Raw genomic sequence first — 19,376 nt, 5'->3', positions numbered from 1 at the left:
GTCTGTCCCGGCCCTGTCTCTTTTTTATCCTCTAATGGAATCGACGCAGTTAGCTTTTCAACTTTCCACGTGGACTTACCTTAAATTTCTATCTCAAACAATCTCTCAAAGAACTTGCAGAAGAACATTTTTCTTCTCTTGCACCTCTTGTTACGAGGTCTCAACTATCACCCTCAAATAACTTTCGTTTATTTGGGAGTGCAAATATCAGAACATTTTCCGAATCTACAAAACTTTTTTTTATTTTTTTTCTTAACCCTTCTGATCAAGCACTCTTCCTACTGAATTGGGATGCAAAGGTAAGCATTTTATTTTATTCTGCAAGGAAATACCAAACCTTTTCTCCTTTTTCATTAACACATATTGTGCAAAGTCTGTGCCTATAACTACTAACTAGCTATAAAACAGGCAATAATATCATTAGGTTACCACCTTTCATTTTACCTACTTATGGCACCAAAGCTTAAGCAGGCTCTTGAAGTAGGAGTGCTTTTTACGTAATATGTAAGTTAGACAAACTTAAAACCTGCCTGCAATTACTCTTGTGTAGATTTTTGAGCTACTAGCCTCTCTCTTTTAACAGAACTTTATACATAGAACTGTAATACTGGCTTGGGATAAATAACAATAGTTTACTGGAAAAATTTAAGACAGGTACTATTTTCCAAAAAACGCTTTTACACAACAAGTCTAAGCTTATGGCACAGTAATCGCCCACTTTAACACTTAAACATATCTTCCTGAGTATTTTATATAATCGTGCGTCTGTTCAGGGAGGTATACTCTTTATCTTTACTTAAATTTACATCTACTTCACAATTACCCCTTCTTTAGGAAGATCAAGGTTAAACAGCTTGTTCAACCCTTCCAACAGTGCTTCAGGTTCGCCGCGCTGGCAAGCACCTTTTAATTCAAGAGCCGGCATCTTTACTATTTTGTTCAAAATACTCTTGGTGATGATTTCTATTACCTCCTTCTCTTGTCCATTTAACTTCTTCAGGTACCGTGCTACTTCCTGCTGACGAATTTGCTCCAACTGATTTTTGAACTGCTGAATGGCAGGTGACATTACCATTTCACGAGTCCAGCCTTCAAACTCAACTATAGCCTCGGCTATAATATTTTTTACCTGAGGAATAGCAGCAAAGCGCATTTCAAGCGCCTCTGTAGCTCTGTTACGAATGCTGTCAACATTGTAAACATAAGCATCTGGCAATGTTTCTAATTCATTGTCTATACTTCGTGGCATAGACAGGTCTATAAAGAACTTTGGCCTACTTAGTTTGCGGTTTTCTACTTCTTTTTTGCTGATAAAAAAGCAATCTCCGGGTACTGAAGAGATCACAACATCGGCAAGCTGTATCTGTTGCCACACATTTTCCCAGTATACTGCCTGCGCACCTGTTTTCTTTGCTAGCTCAAGTGCTTTATGGTAGGTTCTGTTGGCAATAATGATATTTTGTAGAGTTGATTTCTGAAAGTTATCACATACGTTAGCCCCGATCTCTCCAACACCAATCATCAATATACGCGGGTTTTCTATATCTCTGGTAAGCTCTTCTACCAACTCCACTGTTGCATAAGATACAGAGGCAGCACCATCACGAAAAGCTGTTTCATTAACTACCTGCTTGTTAGCTGCAAAAATAGTATGCAGCAGTCTGTGCAGGAAAGGGCCAGCCATGTCGGCATCGGCTGTCCACTGGTAGGCTTTCTTTACCTGGTTTAATATCTGCATATCACCTACCACCTGAGACTCCAGCCCTAGTGATACATAAAACAGGTGCTGCACAGCTGCTTCATGTTGAGTTATTCTTTTGAAATAAGGAGCAACTTCTCTTGTCGCGATAAAGCCCTTTTCAACTGCAATCAACTTAATCAGTTGCCGGGAAAGATCAATGTCTGCGGAATAATAGATTTCCATGCGGTTACAGGTGGAAAGGACCAGCACATCATTAGCACTTGTAAACTCCCTGATTTTATCAAGCAGGTTCTTACAAGCTATTTCGTTCAGTGCTACCGCTTCCCGTACTGCAATCGGAACGTCTTTATATGATAAACTAAGTGCTTTAAATCTATTTTGCATTATCTTTCAAATTAAGTAATACAAAATTCAGAAAACATATGGTCAGTAAATATGATAAATATCAGTTCCTGACAGGATCTTTATCACCATATGAATTTAAAAACATTACCAACTGTATCAGCCTGAAGCCTAGTTACGCATACGGCTAAGTTTATCCATATCCAGGATCGTTATTCTGCTTCCCTGGCTATCAATCAATTTTTCATCTTTGAAATCAGCAAGGGTGCGGATTACGGTTTCTTTAGAAGCTCCTACTATGCTGGCAAGATCTTCTCTTGAAATGGTAATCTGCTTCTGGGCTCCCTCCTCGCGCTGATACTGTTTCTCCACAAGCATCAGAGATTCAGCCACACGCTTTCTAACAGAATTATAAGCTAACTTAAGCAGGCGTTCTTCCCTGTCAGCCAGGTTATCAGAAAGTATTTTTATAAACTTACTGGCCACGTCGCGGTTGCGGTGCAGCAGGTTAAAGAAATCATCTTTAGGAATGATGTATACCTCCGACTCCTCCAGAGCCATAGCCGATTCACGATATGTTGTTTCTTCCAGCAGATCAAGATAGCCTATAAAGTCTCCGTCTTTGTATAGGTTAGTAATATATTCCCTCCCATCTTCGTTTGACTTAAAAGCCTTTACCTTGCCTTTATTTAAAAAAAACAGTGCATTGGGTCTGTTCCCCTCCATAAACAGGTACTGCTTTTTCTTAATAGAAGTCAGTCTACGGTTTTCTGAGATCAGCTTCTCCAGTTCTTCGTAGCCCTTTGCTTCCTGAATAAACTCATCCAGCCCCTCTGCATTCTTCTTAAACTCTGACCTTAATATTTCGCTCTTTTTAAGGCGAATCTCAATAGCATCCAATAATTCCACATCGTCAAAGGGCTTAGTAAGATAATCGTCGGCTCCCAGGTTCATTCCTTTGCGGAAGTCCTCTTTCTCAGATTTAGCAGTTAGAAAAATAAAAGGAATACTTGCCGTTACAGGGTTCTTGCTAAGCATGTGCAATACTCCGTAGCCATCCAGCTGCGGCATCATAATGTCACATACAATCAGGTCTGGAAGCTCTTTTTTCGCCAGTTCCACTCCTGCTCTTCCATGCTCTGCCTCTATAACTTTATAGTTTGCTAATGCTAAAATTTCAGATGTGTTCTCCCTTATTTCCTGGTTATCTTCTATAAGAAGTATCTTTTTCATAATTCTGCTGCTGCTGCTGCGTTTGGAATACAGATAGTAAAAGTAGTTCCTTGGTTTAACTCGCTTTTGTATTGAAGTGTTCCTCCCATTATCTCCACATATCTTTTTACAATATTCAGTCCTAAACCAGTACCTTGAATGTTTGTAACATTTTGTGCTCTGAAAAAAGGAGTAAATAAATGCGCCTGATCAGCTTTAGGAATGCCTATACCTTCATCCTGCACCGTAATATTTAGCTCGTTGCCCTGCATTTCTGTTCTTAGAGAAATAGTTTTACCCTCACCTGAATACTTACTACCATTGGAGAGCAGGTTAAGCAGTATATTCTTTAAGAGTTGCTTGTCGAGGTTTATTACTTGATCACTTTCATATTTGTAGTCGATAACCTGCCCCACTTTCAGATAGCCCTGCATCTCATCCACAAGTTCTGTTGCAAACGTGATTAGATTGAATGTGGTCGGAACATTATAAATTTTGCCTTCCTCAATCCTGCTGATAGACAAGAAATCGTTTAAGATAGAAGTAAGGTTGCTAACAGAGGATTTAATGCGCTCTACATGCTTTTGCCTCTTTTCATCGTCTTCTGTTGTCTTATATTTGCCAATAAGCGAAGCCGATGAAAGTACAGTACTAAGAGGAGTCCGGAACTCATGAGAGGCAATTGTTACAAACCGGGACTTTAACTCATGCAGCTCTTTCTCTTTCTGCAGGGCCTTGTGTATTTCCTGCTGTGCTTTGTAGAGGCTCCTGTTAGTGTGCTCTAACTTTTTTATAGCTTCTGCCAACTCCTGCGTGCGCTCTACTACACGCTGCTCCAGTTCAGCATTCAGCTTCTGAATTTCAGCAAGACTTTTGGCGTGCTCTATACTGTAACGGATGGAACGCTCGAGGTCGAAAGGATTGAATGTTCCTTTTACCAGGTAATCCAGTGCTCCGGCCCGCATGGCTTTTTCATCGGTTTCGCGGTCACTCTGGCCTGTCAGAAGTATAAATGGAGCTGTAGTACCTCCCTCTACAGCGGTAGTGATCAGTTCCAGTCCATCATGCACACCTAATCTGAAATCAACAAGATATACATCATACTGGTCCTGCTTAATTAGTTCCAGCGCCTCTGTGAAGGAAGCTGTCCAGTCCAGCAGGAAGCCTCGCCCCGGGATATCATCCATAATATCACGGGTGATTATGTAATCATCCTCGTCATCGTCGATTAATAAAACTTTTGTTTTATCAGACATGAAGTTCAGAGAGTTTAAAAGGGTTTGAAAGTCAGGAAGCTTTAAAAGCAGAAATATGGTAATGGTTATTCACTAACTTTTAAATTATCCAAACTTAGATTATTCAGGGTTTTGGCAGCTCTACAATTTCAAACCAGTATTTGCTTAAGGTTTTCATTACATCTACCAGAGAAGCAAAGGTTACGGGTTTAGTTATAAAAGAGCTAACCCCTAAATCGTAAGTTCTGAGAATATCTTCTTCTGCTTTAGAAGTAGTAAGCACAACCACAGGTATAACCCGAAGGTGCTCATCCTCTTTAATCTCCTTCAAAGCCTCACGGCCATCTTTCTTAGGCATGTTCAGGTCCAGCAAGATCAGGCCTGGCGTCGGGTACTTTTCTTTATCAGAGAACTTGTTGCGGTTGTGCAGGTAGTCCATCAACTCCTCCCCGTTCTCAACAAACTGTATTCCGTTTGTTAACTGGCTTTCCTCCAGAGCCTCTTTTACCAGCATCCTGTCCTCTTCGTCATCGTCGGCTATAAGTATAATAATTGTGCTTCTGTTTCGGCTCATTATTTTCTATTATTTTATTCCTGAAGGTGCTTTTTAGCTAATGTTACAATAAAAGTTGTACCTGCTCCTACTTGGCTATGAGCTGTGATATCTCCTCCGTGCCGGATGGCAATTTTACGACAGATAGCCAAACCTATGCCGGAGCCCTCATACTTCTGTCCCTCCAACCTCTGAAAAATGTTAAATATACGGTCCAGGTACTTTTCGTCGAAGCCAATGCCATTATCCTCCACGTGTATCTCCACTAACTCGTCGCCTGGCGTAGCAGTCAAGTGTGCTTTTAACTGTAACTGTTTTGCAAATATATTAATAACCGGCTTTTCATTTTCTTTACAAAACTTAATAGCATTACTGATCAGGTTCTGGAACAGCTGACGCATTTGTGTAGGATCTGCGTCTACAGTTGGCAAAGGTGTGTGAGAAACAACAGCTCCTTTTTTTTCGATGATGATTTCCAGATCCGACAGTACCTCAAGCAGCACCTTATCGAGGTTTACTTCTACAAAAGGCTTTGATTTGGTAGTTACCCTGGAGAAATCCAGCAGGTCGTTGATCAGGTTCTGCATGCGTGAAGCAGCGTTCAGCATTCGGTCTACATAGTCTTTGCCTTGGCCACTGAGTTTATCATACTCTTTGGTTTTCAGCCTGTCGCCAAATGCCTGAATTTTCCGTAACGGCTCCTGCAGGTCATGCGAAGACACGTAAGCAAAATCCTGTAGTTCCCGGTTACTTCGCTCCAACTCAGAGGCATAACGCCTCAGCCTTTCCTCGCTTAGCTTTTGATAGGTAATATCATGTATAAAGCCAGTGTATACTTTACGGTCTGTCAGCTGTACCTCACTTATGCTCAAGTACAACGGGAATATTTTACCTGTCTTGGTTATGCCAGACACTTCACGGCCAATACCAATAATGTGTTTCTCGCCTGTTACATGATAGTGGTGCATGTAGCTATCATGTGCACTTCTGTCCGGCTCGGGCATCAGTATATCTATTTTCTGCCCTAGCAGCTCGTGCTCTTCATACTCAAATAACTTGGCCGCGGAAGGGTTAACCATTTCAATAACTCCCCTCGTATTAATCGTAATAATACCATCTACAGCCGTCTGTATAATTGAGTTAATCTTACTTTCACTTTCGCGCAGTGCCTCCTCCGTCTTTTTCAGGTCCGTAATATCATGCACAATGCCTGTAAAAATAACTTTGCCCTGTAGTTTTACTTCCGCAATGCTTAAAAAGAAAGGAAAAACTGTGCCGCTTTTTTTCTTGCCAAGCACTTCCCGTCCTTTCCCTATAATCTGCCCCACCCCTGTCTGCCTATACCGCTCAATATAATTATCGTGCAGGCCATGATCCGGTTCCGGCATCAGCATACGCACATTCTGGCCTGTCATTTCCTCCGGCTCATACCCAAAAATGTTGGCAGCAGCCGGATTGACACTTTCCATAATACCGCTGCTGTCAATAGTTATAACACCATCTACAGCAGTTTCAATAATTGCTTTCAGCCGCGACTGACTTTCTATGCTCTTATTCTGATTTTGTGGTGAACCGTTCAATTGCCTTCCTTTTTTATAAAGGTACTTACTCTTGCTAAACTAGGCAAAATGGCATTTACATTTTAACCCATAAACAAGATTTAAAAATTATTTATCTGCTGTTTAATTACAAGCTATCAGACTAATCTTGTAACGGCAGAAACTCCATATAAAAAAGGGAACACGTTATTCCGCAAGTTTTATATCACCAGCTATTTCTAGTATGCAACAGGTTACACAAGTGCAGCAGTTGAACTTTGCTTATTTAATTCTTCTTTTATCAGCTGTAGCAGGTCTTGCTGTAAAGCCAGGCAACGATCCTGTGCATACCACGCATGTAGCTGCAAGGCAACTTCTTCTGGTGTATCATCAGGGTTGTCAGCCTGGTACTTTAATAGCTGTTCCTGAATGGCAGCAGGACGTGGGCCCCAAGTAAAAACCCTTTTTTGGGTATGGAGATCTTTACAGATGAGTTTTGGAATAGCACGGCTGCCGTTGGTAAGACAGCTATCCATCAGTAAAGGATTTTCATCGCGCAGTAATACTGTAAGTTCTATGCCTGGTATAACTGAGGCTATTCTATCAATGGCTGGTAACAATTGTGCGGCATCACCACACCAAGCCTCCGCCAATACAAGCCAATGCCAGTTTGGCTGCAATAGTATTAACTGATTTTCCAGAGCAGGCATAATCGAGAACTGCTTTTCGACCCGATTTATACGCTGCAGGTTTAACTTCGTGTAAGCTACCTTCTGCTCCGATTGCTCTGCTCCGGTTGTTTTACCTTTCTTTACCAGACCTTCTACTAAAGCTTTGTATGCGGTATAAGTTTGCGGGTTTACCAGTTGAATAAGAGATATAGTGCGTGTATTCATAGGTCCAAAACATTTAGGCAAGTCTAAGGCAATATGTTGATCTATAAAATGATAGAAATCATTTCCCTTCGTTTTATGCCTCCAACACCTGAAAAGAGCATTAGTAAGGCATATTTATTACTGTGACAGGTATTACTTGTTTGAAGAAGCCTATACTTCCACCTAATATCTTTTTCTCTAGATTTCAAATTTCCATATGATGTAAGGCATCATTCAATGAAGTTTAAAAGCATACCTTACATCATGTTGTTCAGAGATTGTACACATCAATAACGTTAAAACATATAGCCATGAACACAATACTTGTACCTATCGACTTTTCACAGAATGCAGAATGTAATTTTGTGTATGGACTTGAGCTAGCCAAAGCTGTTAAGGCAAGGCTTGTTCTATTGCACGTGTTTTATCCTATTATGTCACCACCGGCTGCCTATGATGCTACCGACGTAATTTATGCTTTGGAAAAGGGCAAAGCAAAAGAGCTTGAGCTTTTTGCAAGGCAAACAACAGAAGCCATGTCTTCTGATAATAACGATCAGAAGAATACCACAACCACATCTGAAATACAAATTACTTATGTAGCTAAGTTAGGTGTAGCAGATGAACAGATTATAAAAGTAGCCAAAGATTACAATACAGATTTAGTGGTAATGGGAATGCAGGGAGGCGGAGCTGTTTGTCAGACATTGCTAGGAAGCACTACTATTTCTGTTATACAAAGTAGTACTGTTCCGGTACTCGTTCTGCCTAAAGGAAGCCTGTTTAAAGGCTATAAAGCTACTGTGTTTGCTACAAATTTATGCAAGGTAACAGACGGTGCAGTACTGGATATATTGCAGAACCTCATCCAGCCTTTTGATACGATACTTAGTGTTTTGCATCTATACAAAAATGAGAAGCAACAAGCCGTACTTGACACACAGGAGGCAATTGAACTGATAAGCGAACATTTTACAAAGCTGGATTATAAAGTTTATATTCAGCACGCTGAGGATGTTGCAGCAGGCATTCTAGACTATATCCAAAAGCAAAAGGCAGACCTAGTTGCCCTGGTTCCGCAAAAGCATACTTTCTTTGAAAGACTATTAGATAAAAGTATCACAGGAAGAATAACTGCTTTGCCAGTAGTTCCGGTGTTAGCTTTGCCCAACAAGGTTCTTCAAAAAGCTAATCAGCAACAAGAAGTACTTACAGAAGATACTGCTGTCTAACCTTTGCTGTAGAGAAAGGTTTTTGAAGTACTGTTGAATTACAGACTTTAAGCTACCCTTTCGTTCAAAGAACTTGCAAAGCTTACAGGGGGAGACTACAATATATAAACCAATTTTACAGCTACTCCCCGTATGCTTACAAGAATGTTTCAGCTAATTTTCCTGTTGAACTATCAGAAAACAGATGCAACCTTATAAACAGCTGCAGCAGTGCTTCCTTATATACTTTTTGTAAATTTAAAATCCACTAAAAGATAATAAGTAAGTATTATCTTTCCACAAAGATGTTCTGTAGAAGAGCACGATCAGGAGAAAACTTTATCAGACAGGTGCAGCTGATTATAGAACTTATGATGACTATTTGCTTTGTAAGGAAAACTTGGCCTTTTTATCCCTATATTTACACCTGATACTAACCAAACAATAACATGTATACCGGATTACTACATTCACACTCTTACCTGGCATACCTGGTGCTTTTAGGGCTGCTAATTAGCTTTGGCAATGCATTAGCTGGTTTATTCGGCAACAAACCTTTTTCTGATAAAGACAGAAAGCTAAGCCTGCTCGGTCTTATTCCTGCGCACCTGCAATGGGTGATCGGCCTTATCTTATATTTTGTGTCTCCCCGCGGTGCTTCCCTCGCTTCAGGAGCAGCCATGAAAGACTCAGTTTCGAGGCTTTACTTTCTGGAGCACCCTCTTACAATGGTTATCGCCGTTGTGCTGATTACTATCGGATATTCACGTGCCAAGCGTCTACAGATAGATAGCAAGCGTTTCAAAAGCATTGCTATTTTTTATGGACTGGCATTAGTGCTTATCCTTATCCGCATTCCTTGGATTTCATGGCCAGGAAATTAATTCTAAAAACTCCTTTATGCACATTTTACAGTTATTCGTGTAGATAAACTGTAAGAGCTTTATAATATGCTATTGCCATTCCTGGTTTAACAACAAAGGGCATATCAATAGTTGATGTGCCCTTTGTTGTTAGACACTTTTTTCTTTTAGAACATTTATCTTATGTTGTTAAGCTAGGTTATTAAAGAAACAGTTGCTATACTTTTAGCAGTTAGGATACTTCACATCAGCAAACGTTACAATACTTGTCTGCTTTTAACGCAGTTATAGCTTTTACTTTAACAGAACCTGCTTTATTTTTTCCTGTGTAATAGGCTTTAGTATATAATCGTATACTTGGAAAGCTTCAGCCCTGGCACGATCATCAGGGCTGAAAGAAGATGTCAGCAGCACAACTCGTGGCATATGTATGGTACCTTCCTTGTGGAGAAAGTAAAGAACTTCTACAAACTCAAATAAATCTATACCAGGTGTGGCTACATCCAGAAATATTGTGTCAAAGCAGTTTTCCGCCTGACGAGAAACGCAGTTTTTATGTACCCACTCTAATGCCTGGTGAGGACAGTTTGCTATATCAATGTGCTCTGTTACATCCATTTGCCTAAGCAGGCGCTCATTCGTATAACCAGAAACAGGATCATTATCTACTAACAGTATTCTTCCCAAACTTTTCATTACAGGTGTTAAGATAAAACATGATATGTTATACGTATATTAAGTTCTGTTAGTAATAAGATAAGTACCAATACCTGTTTTACCCTAAGCAAAAAAACAACTCTTTTTATATATTAAATTTACAATATAACTACATCCAAAATCTCCCTCTCTTCGTATAAGACAAAAAAAACGGGTATAAGTAGAAAAAACCAGTATTGGTTAGCCTACTTAAGCATTTATTGGGTCCTATTAAACATATATATGATGGAGAAGTTTATGGAGTATATACTCCCTTTTCTAAAAGATGGGTATATTAAGTATTCTACCGCAGACAAAGGGGTACAAACAGTATCAGCTGATTATTTCAGAAAGAATTTCAGAAGGCTTGCCACTCCCATGCTGCAAAGCATAGACCAGTGCACTTACTATTATGAACGTGTAGATGAACCCAACCTTGTGATGCGCTTTATAATTTCAGAAAATGCCTATTCAGCTACGCTTATTTCACAGAAGGACTTATCAGCTGTAAAAACCTACCGACAGGCTATAGCCAGCGAAAACACAGCAAACAATTTAGGAATAATAAGACATGGCTCTCTTTCTTATTCTCTTTAAAACCTTTTAAAACTTAAATATTTTTATATAAGTATATAATGGTAAGTTTTCTTTTTTGCCTTTTGCTTTGACAGGGCTTCAGTAGTGAACGGCTGAAGCCCTGTGTTTTTCTTTATACTTCACTAAGCATTTTTACTCTACAAGCCATTCCAGCGCTTGGTCCTGATCAACAAAGTTCTTAACAGTAAACTTAGTTACTCCCAGCGCTTCTGCCCTTGTCACTACTGACTCTAAAGATAATCTGTGAAAAAGTGAACTTGGCAGTATCCGGGCTAATTTCTTTAGTGGTGTCAGAGACAACAGTTTATAAAATTTAGTTGACATCCATTCTTTCGCTTCAGGGTTGAGAGCGCCCAAGGCTTGCATATAAGCTATTGCTCGTTCCACTTTTGTATCGCAACACACTTCGAACAACTTTGTTCCACCGGTAATCATCTCTCTGTCATTTACATTTCTTAGCCATGTAGCTCTTAGTAGGGTGTTAGCAGCATCTACTTCTATTCTGTAAAAGTCTGACTCGTACTTTATTTCAAATGGCATAAGTTCTGTAGAATTTAAAGGCGACAGACTAAAGGCAAATGTACTAAACATATATATTAGGGTATAATTTATTTATCAGAGCCTTTCTCTCCATAATCCAGCTACACTACTTAATTACTTACTGCCTCTGGTAAAAATAGACCCCACGCAAAATGAAAGCTTTTGCTCCAGAATTATAACCACAATTTTTGTTAAACAATTCCTCCTTTTTCGTTTATTCTAACAATACCTGGCTGACCTTCAGCATTCGTCATGTTTACCTCATAAACAATTTTTCCTTCTGCGTCTCCTTCAGTTGGTAATACTTTATAAATATCTCCTACAGTCCAGTTTTTATACACATCACATTTCAAAGAGGTTTTAACTGGCTCTGGAAGCTCATATTGGCTAACTTTAACTTTATTTTCGTCCTGCATGTTTTGCTCAATTGCCTGTGCCTGTTGAGTTTGCTCTTGCACCTGCTGCGCACTAGCATCAGTTGAAGTTACTCTTAAAAATGCAATTGCTGTGGCTATAAATATTACTTTTTTCATAGTTTGATTCTTAAGTTTTAATTAAGATTATAATATAACTATGCCAAAACTGTTCAAGCCTATATAGCCTTGAATTACAGGAAGCTAAGCAAGTAATCAATTATACAAAGTGTGTGGAAAAATTTAACCTGTGTGTGCCTTTTTCTACATTCTGTAGAAAAAATCCTCAGTAGGAACCACATACATTTTTAAAGAACAGCCACTGGCTTTGTAAGGACACATAATGTAAAAAAGAGTACAAAACCAACTAACAAATTTAGTCATTTGTGTGCAAAACTAACTAAATTAGCACCACCTAATATAATAATGTATCTTTTTATCAGAAGCAGAGTTGTTTAATATTTATGATAAGTAAGACAGCTGCATGATTTAAGATAAGTCGGTATAAAATCACGTTGTTGTATTTGGCCCTTCATAAAAGAATCTAAAGTTAAATGGCAAGTACCTCATCTTTATTTATGCCTGAAGCATTAAGTGACTTTTTCAGAACCAGGCGCAGCTATGCGGAGACAAAACAGGAGATTCTTGAAAAGCTCTTCGAAATATGGTGCAGCACCCAGCTGACTGTTCAACAAGTACAAGTAAAGGAGCCGGTACCCCTGCTGTACCTCGACTTATATGCCGGACCAGCGGAAAGTGACTTAACTGAATGGATTACTTCACCAGCAAAGGTGTTGGAAAGCCTCTACCGTAGTACAGGTAAAAAGCATGATTTAAACGAATCCGTCCGAACTTTTTTCAGTGGGCCCAATAAGGAAATCCTTGATAAGCTGCAACTAGCGCTTAAAAACCTGTCTTATTATACATCGCTAACTCACCCGCCAATGTTGCTACCTGAGCCTACCAGCCAGGAAGTTTTAGAAGAGTATTTTAATGTAGGCTGCCGATCACTTATCTTCACGAACCCTTTCGAGTATAATTACGCACAGGAAATGCTGGTACGTGCTACGGACTTATGGCAGCCAGACCTGTTTATGTTATTTAACCCTGATAATATTAAAAAAGCTTTAACAGGCAGAAAAGCAAGCCCATATTTAACAGAACTCTTTGGTGAGCGGTTTACCCAGATAAAAGCATACTACAAAAAAGAAAAGGACAACGCAAAGCGGCAGGAGTACACCCTAAAGCTCTTTGTTTCCCTGCTTCAAGAAAAAGGCTATCTTACATTTTTGTTCAGGATCAATGAACCAAGTAATGAACATGCGGATCATTACCTGCTGTTTTCTACTTTAGACAAAGCCTGCTATAGGAGCTTTAAAGAAATGGTTTTGCCTTACAGTAATTTTGAGGAGGATGGGGTTCCTATATTTGTAGCTAATAAAAAAGCTCATCATCAGCTTTCTCTGTTTCCTAAAACAAGAATGTACTCCGTTCAAAAACTGATGGAGGATTTGGTAGACAAGGCCAGTCAATATAAGTACAAGGCTGTAGCATATATTTATGAAGAACACAGCGTCAGCACCAACTACATCAGGGAAAACTATCTGTCAGCTTTTGAACAGCTTCAGCAACAAGGAAAAGTAGAACTGAAGAATCCTAAGACTATGCAGATAATCCGGAAGCCTACTCCTGCCTCCATTGTTAAGTTTAATACACTAAGTTAAACCCTATGAGCTTAAAATGTCACTTCCAGAGGCGAGGCAACACGTTTGGCAAAACTAGCCAAATACGCATCCCATTCGGCCAAAGACTTGAACTGCCCACTCTTATCCCAGCCGAAGCCAGCGTAGTACACCAGCCTGTTGTTTCCTGGCTTTGTTATCACGTACAGGTGGCTCTCATCCTTTGCCTCTACCCGGTGATCACGGAACTCCTGCACCACTTCAGGCTCTACCACAATACCTGTTCCAAGATAGGAGTCATCCATCGGCTCCCAATAACGAAACCAACCCTGTTCCTGGTTGCCTTTCACTTCTCCTCTTTTATCATGAAGTGTAATGCCGATGGTCAGGTTCGGCAGCGGCTTATCTGTCTCCAGCACCTCCTCTACTCTAGTCATGTTGCTGCCTAGGTCCAGGCTAATGCGTTTCTTCTCGTTTATCGTGCGGCCGTTGGCATCCCAGGGGGCATAGGTAAGCTCAAAAACGGTGCGGATAGGCCCTTCTGCTATCTTCTTAGAAGAGACAAAGTTCTTGGACACATATAGCGAGTCTACCTCCCATACGCCTATGCCTCCCAAGCCCCTGCTACTGCCTACCAGGTAAGGGTCGTAACCTTCGCCTGTATCTTCATGGTAGGAGCCACTCTTGCTTATATCCTTCTCGTACCACTTGTCCAGCACCGAGTAAGAAACACGCTTGAGCCAAATGTCAGGACCGCTGCCGAAGGCGCCCCCTGGTTCCCCGGCCTCCACCCGCCGCTGCCCCTCAGGGCCATAGACGCGGAAGCCGATGCGGTCATTCTCCCAGGCATAATCATCCACCCGCTCGGGCACCAGTCTTGAGTAGGTGGTTAGTTCGCTCTTTGGCTGCTGCACAGCGCCATCTTCTGCACCTGAAACAACAAAACTTTTCTCTGTCTTTGCCTTGATGTCTGCCTGAAAGAGGATTTCATCAACAGTACCGTCAGCATCAATATCCAGTGCCTGCGTCACCAACAGGCTGTCTGTTTCAGCATCCCGGAGGAGCAGGTTTTCTACTTCAAACTGCTGCACCAGTCCTGCTACCTTCTCCACGGGAATGCTAATGGTCTCTGAGTTGCGGTCCAGGTCCAGGTTGTTTTTTACCGTGAAAGATATCGCATTGTCATTTTGCTGCTGACAGGAACTAAGCAACACAGCGCCAAGCAACAGAAACGCCCATTTACTTTTGGTAAGCTTATCAGGTACCATGCAGAATTTGTTTATGTCTTTTTAGTTGTTTAAAAAAGCTCAGTAATTCTTTTTAAAGGTAACACAGCCTTAAGGTAAGGGTTAGTGTGCTACTGTCTTCTCCAGTTCTTCCAAAGATTTTCCTTTTGTTTCAGGTAAGAACTTGACGACAAAAATTAGATGCAGCACCATAGCCAGCGCAAAGAAGGCAAAAGCAACGGCACCACCATAACTTAATTCAGCCACCACCGGAAATATCCAGGTCATAACGGCGGCCCACAGCCAATGTGTCAGACTCCCTAATGATTGTCCTTTGGCACGAACTGAATTCGGGAAAATCTCAGATAAGAAAACCCATATAACAGCACCTTGCGAGAAAGCAAAACTGGCAATAAAGCCTACAATATAAATCAAAACGGAATACCCAGTGAAGCTCTGCTGATAAAAGGCATTCGCCGTTAAGCTTAAGAACAGAATCATTCCTATGGAGCCTATAATCAGGAGTGTCTTTCTGCCAAGTTTATCAATGACAAGCATAGCCAGAATAGTGAATAGCAAATTAGTTACCCCCACAGCCACAGACTGAAGCAAAGCTGTATCTTCGGCAAGACCAGTCATTGAGAAGATACGCGGGGCATAATACATGATAGCATTGATGCCTGTAAGCTGGTTAAATGTAGCCAGGAGCACTGCACAAATTATGGGAAACCGAAACTTATTGGAGAACAAAGGTTCATCCACACCTGCTCTTTCCAAATCCAAGGAAGCAACTATTTCCTGCATCTCCTGCTCCGGGGCGTTACTTCCCGTAGCTTTCAATACCGCTAAGCCTTCTGCCTCACGTTTCTTCCTTATCAGCCAGCGCGGGCTCTCCGGTATCAGAAAAAGCAAGCCAAAGAAGATAAAAGCGGGTACTGCCTCTACCCCCAACATCCAGCGCCACGTATCTACCTCTATTATTCTGTTAATGATATAATTAGACAGGAATGAAAGCAGGATGCCAAACACTACATTGAACTGGAAGGTAGCCACCAATCGCCCACGTAAATGTGCAGGGGCGATCTCTGAGATATAAGCAGGCCCCAGCACTGAAGAAGCTCCTATACCCAATCCTCCTAAAAAGCGATAGAACAGGAACAGATACCAGGAATTTGTAAACGCGCAACCTATTGCAGACACTCCATAAAACACAGCTAACACAATCAGCATTCTTTTTCGTCCATATTTGTCTCCTGCAGTGCCTGCTACCAACGCGCCAAATATAGTTCCTATTAATGCAATAGCATTGGTGAACCCGTGCCAGAAACCATCTAAACTAAAAAACCGCTTTATAGACTGTTCAGCTCCTGAGATAACCGCTGTATCAAAACCAAAAAGTAGGCCACCCAGCGCAGCAACTACAACAGCAGTTAAAAGTTTTCTGTTCATACAACAAATTTGTCTGCTATGTCTTTATCTAAAAGGTGATAGCTTTATACTAAAGATATCAAAAATATAAATTTTCCCAAAATCCTATTTCCAGGCATTGCTAAAACATAACTTTTCAAGTAATCTTATACACTTTATTTAAGCTAAATAATTTCTGTTTAACCCATGTTTCAAGAATAAATACCTTGCTTTCAATTTTATTCGGAGTGAGTTTTAAATGGTACATCCTTTTCCATGAGAGTCCTGCATCCTGAAAACCTGACAGAAATCTATAAGCTAATCAGGAAATTGTGGGGTTTTCTGATGAGCCTGCCGCCAGCTAACGGTGCTTACTATAAATTGAATTGTGATTACCGAACCATAAACCACATAGTAACCAGGCAAGAATCCTGGAGCAGAATTCAGTACTACAGCAGGATGCACAAGGCAGTATTACATATGTATTGGGAATGGGCAACGACATTATGCATTGGGGTAAAAAGCGAAAAGCAAATAGCTTCAGCTGTTTTGACAATACATAGTACCTGCTTACTTTTTACCTCTAATAACACAGGTTCACTAGCCCTGAGCCATGCAAAGCAAAAGAGAACTCCGGTACTCAAACTCATATATCAGAAGGCCATAGCAGCAAGTTAATTACTGATGAATTATGCATCAGTTTTCATACTGTAAACGCCCACCGCCAAAAAATCATCGAAAATACCAAGACCAGAAGTACCGGAGGTCTTGTGTAATTCACTGTCAGCAATGGGCTGATCTAATATTGCCCCCCTATTCTCAATAAATCTGAGTAAACGCCTCTTGCAGTAACTTCAGCACCAGCACCGGCTCCCTGAATAATGATGGGCTGTGTTCCGTAGCTTTCTGTATATATTTCAAAAATAGAGTCTGCATTACGGATGTTACCCAAAGGTGAGTTCTTGCTTGCTTTTACCAGCGATACTGTCAGTTTATTCTCATCTACTTCCAGGTCACCAACGTAACGCAGCACCTCATCGTCTTGCAGCTTAGACTTGATGTCTGCAAAATAAGCATCTAAAGCCTCTTTGTTTGAAATAAACTCTGAATAATCTTTAATAGCAGCCAAACTTTCAGGAACAAGGCTTTCCACAGATACCTCTTCCAGCTCAGTTCTCAAACCAACTTCCCGGGCAAGAATAATCAGTTTACGCGCAACATCCAGCCCGCTTAAATCTTCTCTCGGGTCTGGCTCTGTAAAGCCTTTGTCTCTGGCTTCTGTCAGCACAGTTGAAAAGCTTTTGTCCTCTACAGAATAGTTATTGAAAATATAGCTTAATGAGCCACTAAAAACACCTCTTATTCTCTCAATTTTATCAGAAGAATTATGTAAGTGCTTAATGGTATCGATCAGTGGCAAACCTGCTCCTACATTTGTTTCATAGTAGAACAGTTTACCTCTTCTTTTTAAATCATTCCGTAAGTTCTCATAGAACGAGTAAGCAATGGAGTTTGCTTTTTTGTTAGAAGCGACAATGTCAAAGCCACTGTTTACAATCTCCGGGTAATGTTCTGTAAGCTCTTGTGATGAGGTGTTATCCGCTATCACAATGTTTTCTAAGCCTGACTCTTTCAGGCGGCTGATGATAGCATTGAAGTTATTTGACTCGCTACTTGCCGCTAGCTTCTCTCTCCAGTTCTTATTCAAACCATCCTCATCAAAAATCGCTTTTTTAGAGTCAGCAACACCTACAATGTTTATTTTCAGGTTCCGACGTTTTACCACATCATCGCCTGTTTCAATAAGCTGGTCCAGCAATTTACCACCGACATTCCCTTTGCCAAAGGCAAACAGGTGAAGTGTTTTGATAGCACCAAAAACCTGGTTGTGAACTACGTTAACAGCTTTCTTCAATGACTTTTTATCAACCACCAGCGAAATGTGCTCTCCATTGATGCTGTTGCTAATCAGGTACATCCAGATTTTGTTTCTCCTTAACCCATAAATAGCTTTTTCGAGAGAATAATTGTGGCGGCCAACAATAGCAATAATGGCCATATCATTATTTATCTGGATGCGGGAAATATCTCTATGCTCCAGTTCCTCTCTGAACTCAGTGTTAAGTACAGTTTCTGTTATCACGGCATCTTCTTTGTTGATTACAAAGCCTATACCTCTTTCGGAGGAAGCCTGAGAGATAAGCCTCACGCTGATATTTTTACTGCTCAGTGCACTAAATATACGGGCATCTATTCCTACTCTACCCAGAAGTCCACGGCCTTCGATGCTTACCAGCGACACGTCTTCGATAGTAGAAACTGCTTTAATGCCTTTTCCAGAGCTTTTCTCATCAATTAATGTTCCCTCTCGCCCGGGAGTAAAGCTGCTGAAAATTTTTAAAGGAATACAGCTTTCCACGAGAGGCAAAATGGTTTTGCCATGCAGTATTCTGGCACCAAAATTAGCCAGTTCGTTTGCCTCTCGATAGCTCAGGTGAGGAATCTTCTGCGCATTTTTCACATATTTAGGACTGGCAGTGTATACACCGTCTATGTCTGTCCAGTTCTGCACTTCCGAAGCCTGAATAAAACTAGCGATTAATGTAGCAGTATAATTGCTGCCATTTCTCCCAAGAGTTATAGTTTTTCCGTTAGAGTCAGAAGCTATAAACCCCGTAATAACCGGTACCTGATGTGCTTTTAATGAACTGAAAAAAGCTTTTGTCTTTTCCTCTGACTTAGAAAAATCAACGGCTACATCATTAAAACTGAAACTCGCGTTTAGCAGCTGACGGGCATCAACAAAAAGAGCTTCTACTCCTTCATTCTTTAATATTTCAACTACTGTTAAAGCACTTAGTATTTCTCCATATGCCAACACCCTGTCTCTCGATCTATCGTTTCCGACACCTATTAGTCTTAGTGCCTGCAGTAGATTCCTAAGTTCATCGTGATATGCTTCTAAATCCAGGCTTATATTTTCGATGTACTGGAAATTAATGAACTCTTTCAGGTCCTGCTCAAATTCATCACCTGCAATAGCTTTTGAGTACAAGCTAAGGAGTAAGTCTGTACTTTGCCCTCTTGCAGAAACAACTATAGCAATGGCATCTGTACTTACCTCCTTTTTTATAATGTCAATTACATTTCTGATAGGCTCGCCATTGCCTAATGATTTTCCACCGAATTTTAAAACCTTCATTATCGCTTCAATAATATTTCCCGCCCAATTTCCTATTTTAACAGACCATTCCCAAATTCTTTCTTGAAGTTGTATAAGGTTA

Annotated in this window: 17 protein-coding genes; 5 read left to right on the top strand and 12 right to left on the bottom strand. The window is 40.6% G+C overall.

The genetic code is table 11. The features are described from left to right. Window positions 1–808: 808 nt before the first annotated feature. From hemA to LN995_RS01700, 6 genes are all read right to left on the bottom strand, one after another. The gene (gene hemA / locus LN995_RS01725) at window positions 809–2,086 is read right to left on the bottom strand and encodes a glutamyl-tRNA reductase (RefSeq protein WP_229957773.1); all 1,278 of its coding nucleotides are present in this window, start codon (window positions 2,084–2,086) and stop codon (window positions 809–811) included. A gap of 129 nt (window positions 2,087–2,215) precedes the next feature. Continuing rightward, window positions 2,216–3,277 (bottom strand): response regulator, encoded by a 1,062-nt coding sequence (locus tag LN995_RS01720; RefSeq protein ID WP_229957771.1) that lies wholly within the window; start codon window positions 3,275–3,277, stop codon window positions 2,216–2,218. Further along, the gene (locus LN995_RS01715; protein WP_229957769.1) at window positions 3,274–4,512 is read right to left on the bottom strand and encodes a hybrid sensor histidine kinase/response regulator; all 1,239 of its coding nucleotides are present in this window, start codon (window positions 4,510–4,512) and stop codon (window positions 3,274–3,276) included. Before LN995_RS01715 ends, LN995_RS01720 begins: the two co-directional genes overlap by 4 nt. A gap of 103 nt (window positions 4,513–4,615) precedes the next feature. After that, window positions 4,616–5,065, bottom strand: a complete 450-nt coding sequence (locus LN995_RS01710; protein WP_229957767.1) for a response regulator — start codon at window positions 5,063–5,065, stop codon at window positions 4,616–4,618. A gap of 14 nt (window positions 5,066–5,079) precedes the next feature. Further along, the gene (locus LN995_RS01705; protein ID WP_229957763.1) at window positions 5,080–6,624 is read right to left on the bottom strand and encodes a sensor histidine kinase; all 1,545 of its coding nucleotides are present in this window, start codon (window positions 6,622–6,624) and stop codon (window positions 5,080–5,082) included. Window positions 6,625–6,836: 212 nt separating this feature from the next. After that, window positions 6,837–7,478 (bottom strand): thioredoxin family protein, encoded by a 642-nt coding sequence (locus tag LN995_RS01700; protein ID WP_229957761.1) that lies wholly within the window; start codon window positions 7,476–7,478, stop codon window positions 6,837–6,839. A gap of 290 nt (window positions 7,479–7,768) precedes the next feature. Here LN995_RS01700 and LN995_RS01695 point away from each other — a divergent pair, with 290 nt between their 5' ends. Both LN995_RS01695 and LN995_RS01690 read left to right on the top strand, forming a co-directional pair. Further along, entirely contained in the window at window positions 7,769–8,689 is a 921-nt protein-coding gene (locus LN995_RS01695) for a universal stress protein (RefSeq protein ID WP_229957759.1), read from the top strand. A 428-nt stretch (window positions 8,690–9,117) separates the two neighbouring features. Further along, complete coding sequence (locus LN995_RS01690; RefSeq protein WP_229957757.1) at window positions 9,118–9,552, top strand: hypothetical protein; 435 nt, start codon at window positions 9,118–9,120, stop codon at window positions 9,550–9,552. Window positions 9,553–9,825: 273 nt separating this feature from the next. Here the strand turns inward: LN995_RS01690 and LN995_RS01685 are convergent, their stop codons facing one another. Next, window positions 9,826–10,218, bottom strand: a complete 393-nt coding sequence (locus LN995_RS01685; protein WP_229957755.1) for a response regulator — start codon at window positions 10,216–10,218, stop codon at window positions 9,826–9,828. A 252-nt stretch (window positions 10,219–10,470) separates the two neighbouring features. Between LN995_RS01685 and LN995_RS01680 the strand changes: the two genes are divergently transcribed. Then, on the top strand, window positions 10,471–10,824 hold the full coding sequence (locus LN995_RS01680; RefSeq protein WP_229957753.1) for a hypothetical protein: 354 nt from the start codon (window positions 10,471–10,473) through the stop codon (window positions 10,822–10,824). A 132-nt stretch (window positions 10,825–10,956) separates the two neighbouring features. On the opposite strand, the gene LN995_RS01675 is transcribed toward LN995_RS01680, so the two are convergent. Continuing rightward, window positions 10,957–11,364, bottom strand: a complete 408-nt coding sequence (locus tag LN995_RS01675; protein ID WP_229957751.1) for a hypothetical protein — start codon at window positions 11,362–11,364, stop codon at window positions 10,957–10,959. 191 nt (window positions 11,365–11,555) lie between these two features. Next, entirely contained in the window at window positions 11,556–11,897 is a 342-nt protein-coding gene (locus LN995_RS01670) for a hypothetical protein (RefSeq protein WP_229957749.1), read from the bottom strand. 458 nt (window positions 11,898–12,355) lie between these two features. Between LN995_RS01670 and LN995_RS01665 the strand changes: the two genes are divergently transcribed. Further along, window positions 12,356–13,501, top strand: a complete 1,146-nt coding sequence (locus LN995_RS01665) for a class I SAM-dependent methyltransferase (RefSeq protein WP_229957747.1) — start codon at window positions 12,356–12,358, stop codon at window positions 13,499–13,501. A gap of 11 nt (window positions 13,502–13,512) precedes the next feature. Here the strand turns inward: LN995_RS01665 and LN995_RS01660 are convergent, their stop codons facing one another. Both LN995_RS01660 and LN995_RS01655 read right to left on the bottom strand, forming a co-directional pair. Further along, on the bottom strand, window positions 13,513–14,727 hold the full coding sequence (locus LN995_RS01660; RefSeq protein WP_229957745.1) for a DUF4861 domain-containing protein: 1,215 nt from the start codon (window positions 14,725–14,727) through the stop codon (window positions 13,513–13,515). An 81-nt stretch (window positions 14,728–14,808) separates the two neighbouring features. Continuing rightward, entirely contained in the window at window positions 14,809–16,134 is a 1,326-nt protein-coding gene (locus tag LN995_RS01655; protein WP_229957743.1) for a sugar porter family MFS transporter, read from the bottom strand. A 608-nt stretch (window positions 16,135–16,742) separates the two neighbouring features. Between LN995_RS01655 and LN995_RS22130 the strand changes: the two genes are divergently transcribed. Then, the gene (locus LN995_RS22130) at window positions 16,743–16,868 is read left to right on the top strand and encodes a helix-turn-helix transcriptional regulator (RefSeq protein ID WP_377470649.1); all 126 of its coding nucleotides are present in this window, start codon (window positions 16,743–16,745) and stop codon (window positions 16,866–16,868) included. Between the two features lie 23 nt (window positions 16,869–16,891). On the opposite strand, the gene thrA is transcribed toward LN995_RS22130, so the two are convergent. Beyond that, window positions 16,892–19,294 (bottom strand): bifunctional aspartate kinase/homoserine dehydrogenase I, encoded by a 2,403-nt coding sequence (gene thrA, locus LN995_RS01650; RefSeq protein ID WP_229957741.1) that lies wholly within the window; start codon window positions 19,292–19,294, stop codon window positions 16,892–16,894. Window positions 19,295–19,376 lie beyond the last annotated feature (82 nt).

This window comes from Pontibacter silvestris, assembly GCF_020907275.1.
Taxonomy (GTDB): Bacteria; Bacteroidota; Bacteroidia; order Cytophagales; family Hymenobacteraceae; genus Pontibacter; species Pontibacter silvestris.
This window is presented reverse-complemented; position numbering and strand designations above follow the sequence as displayed.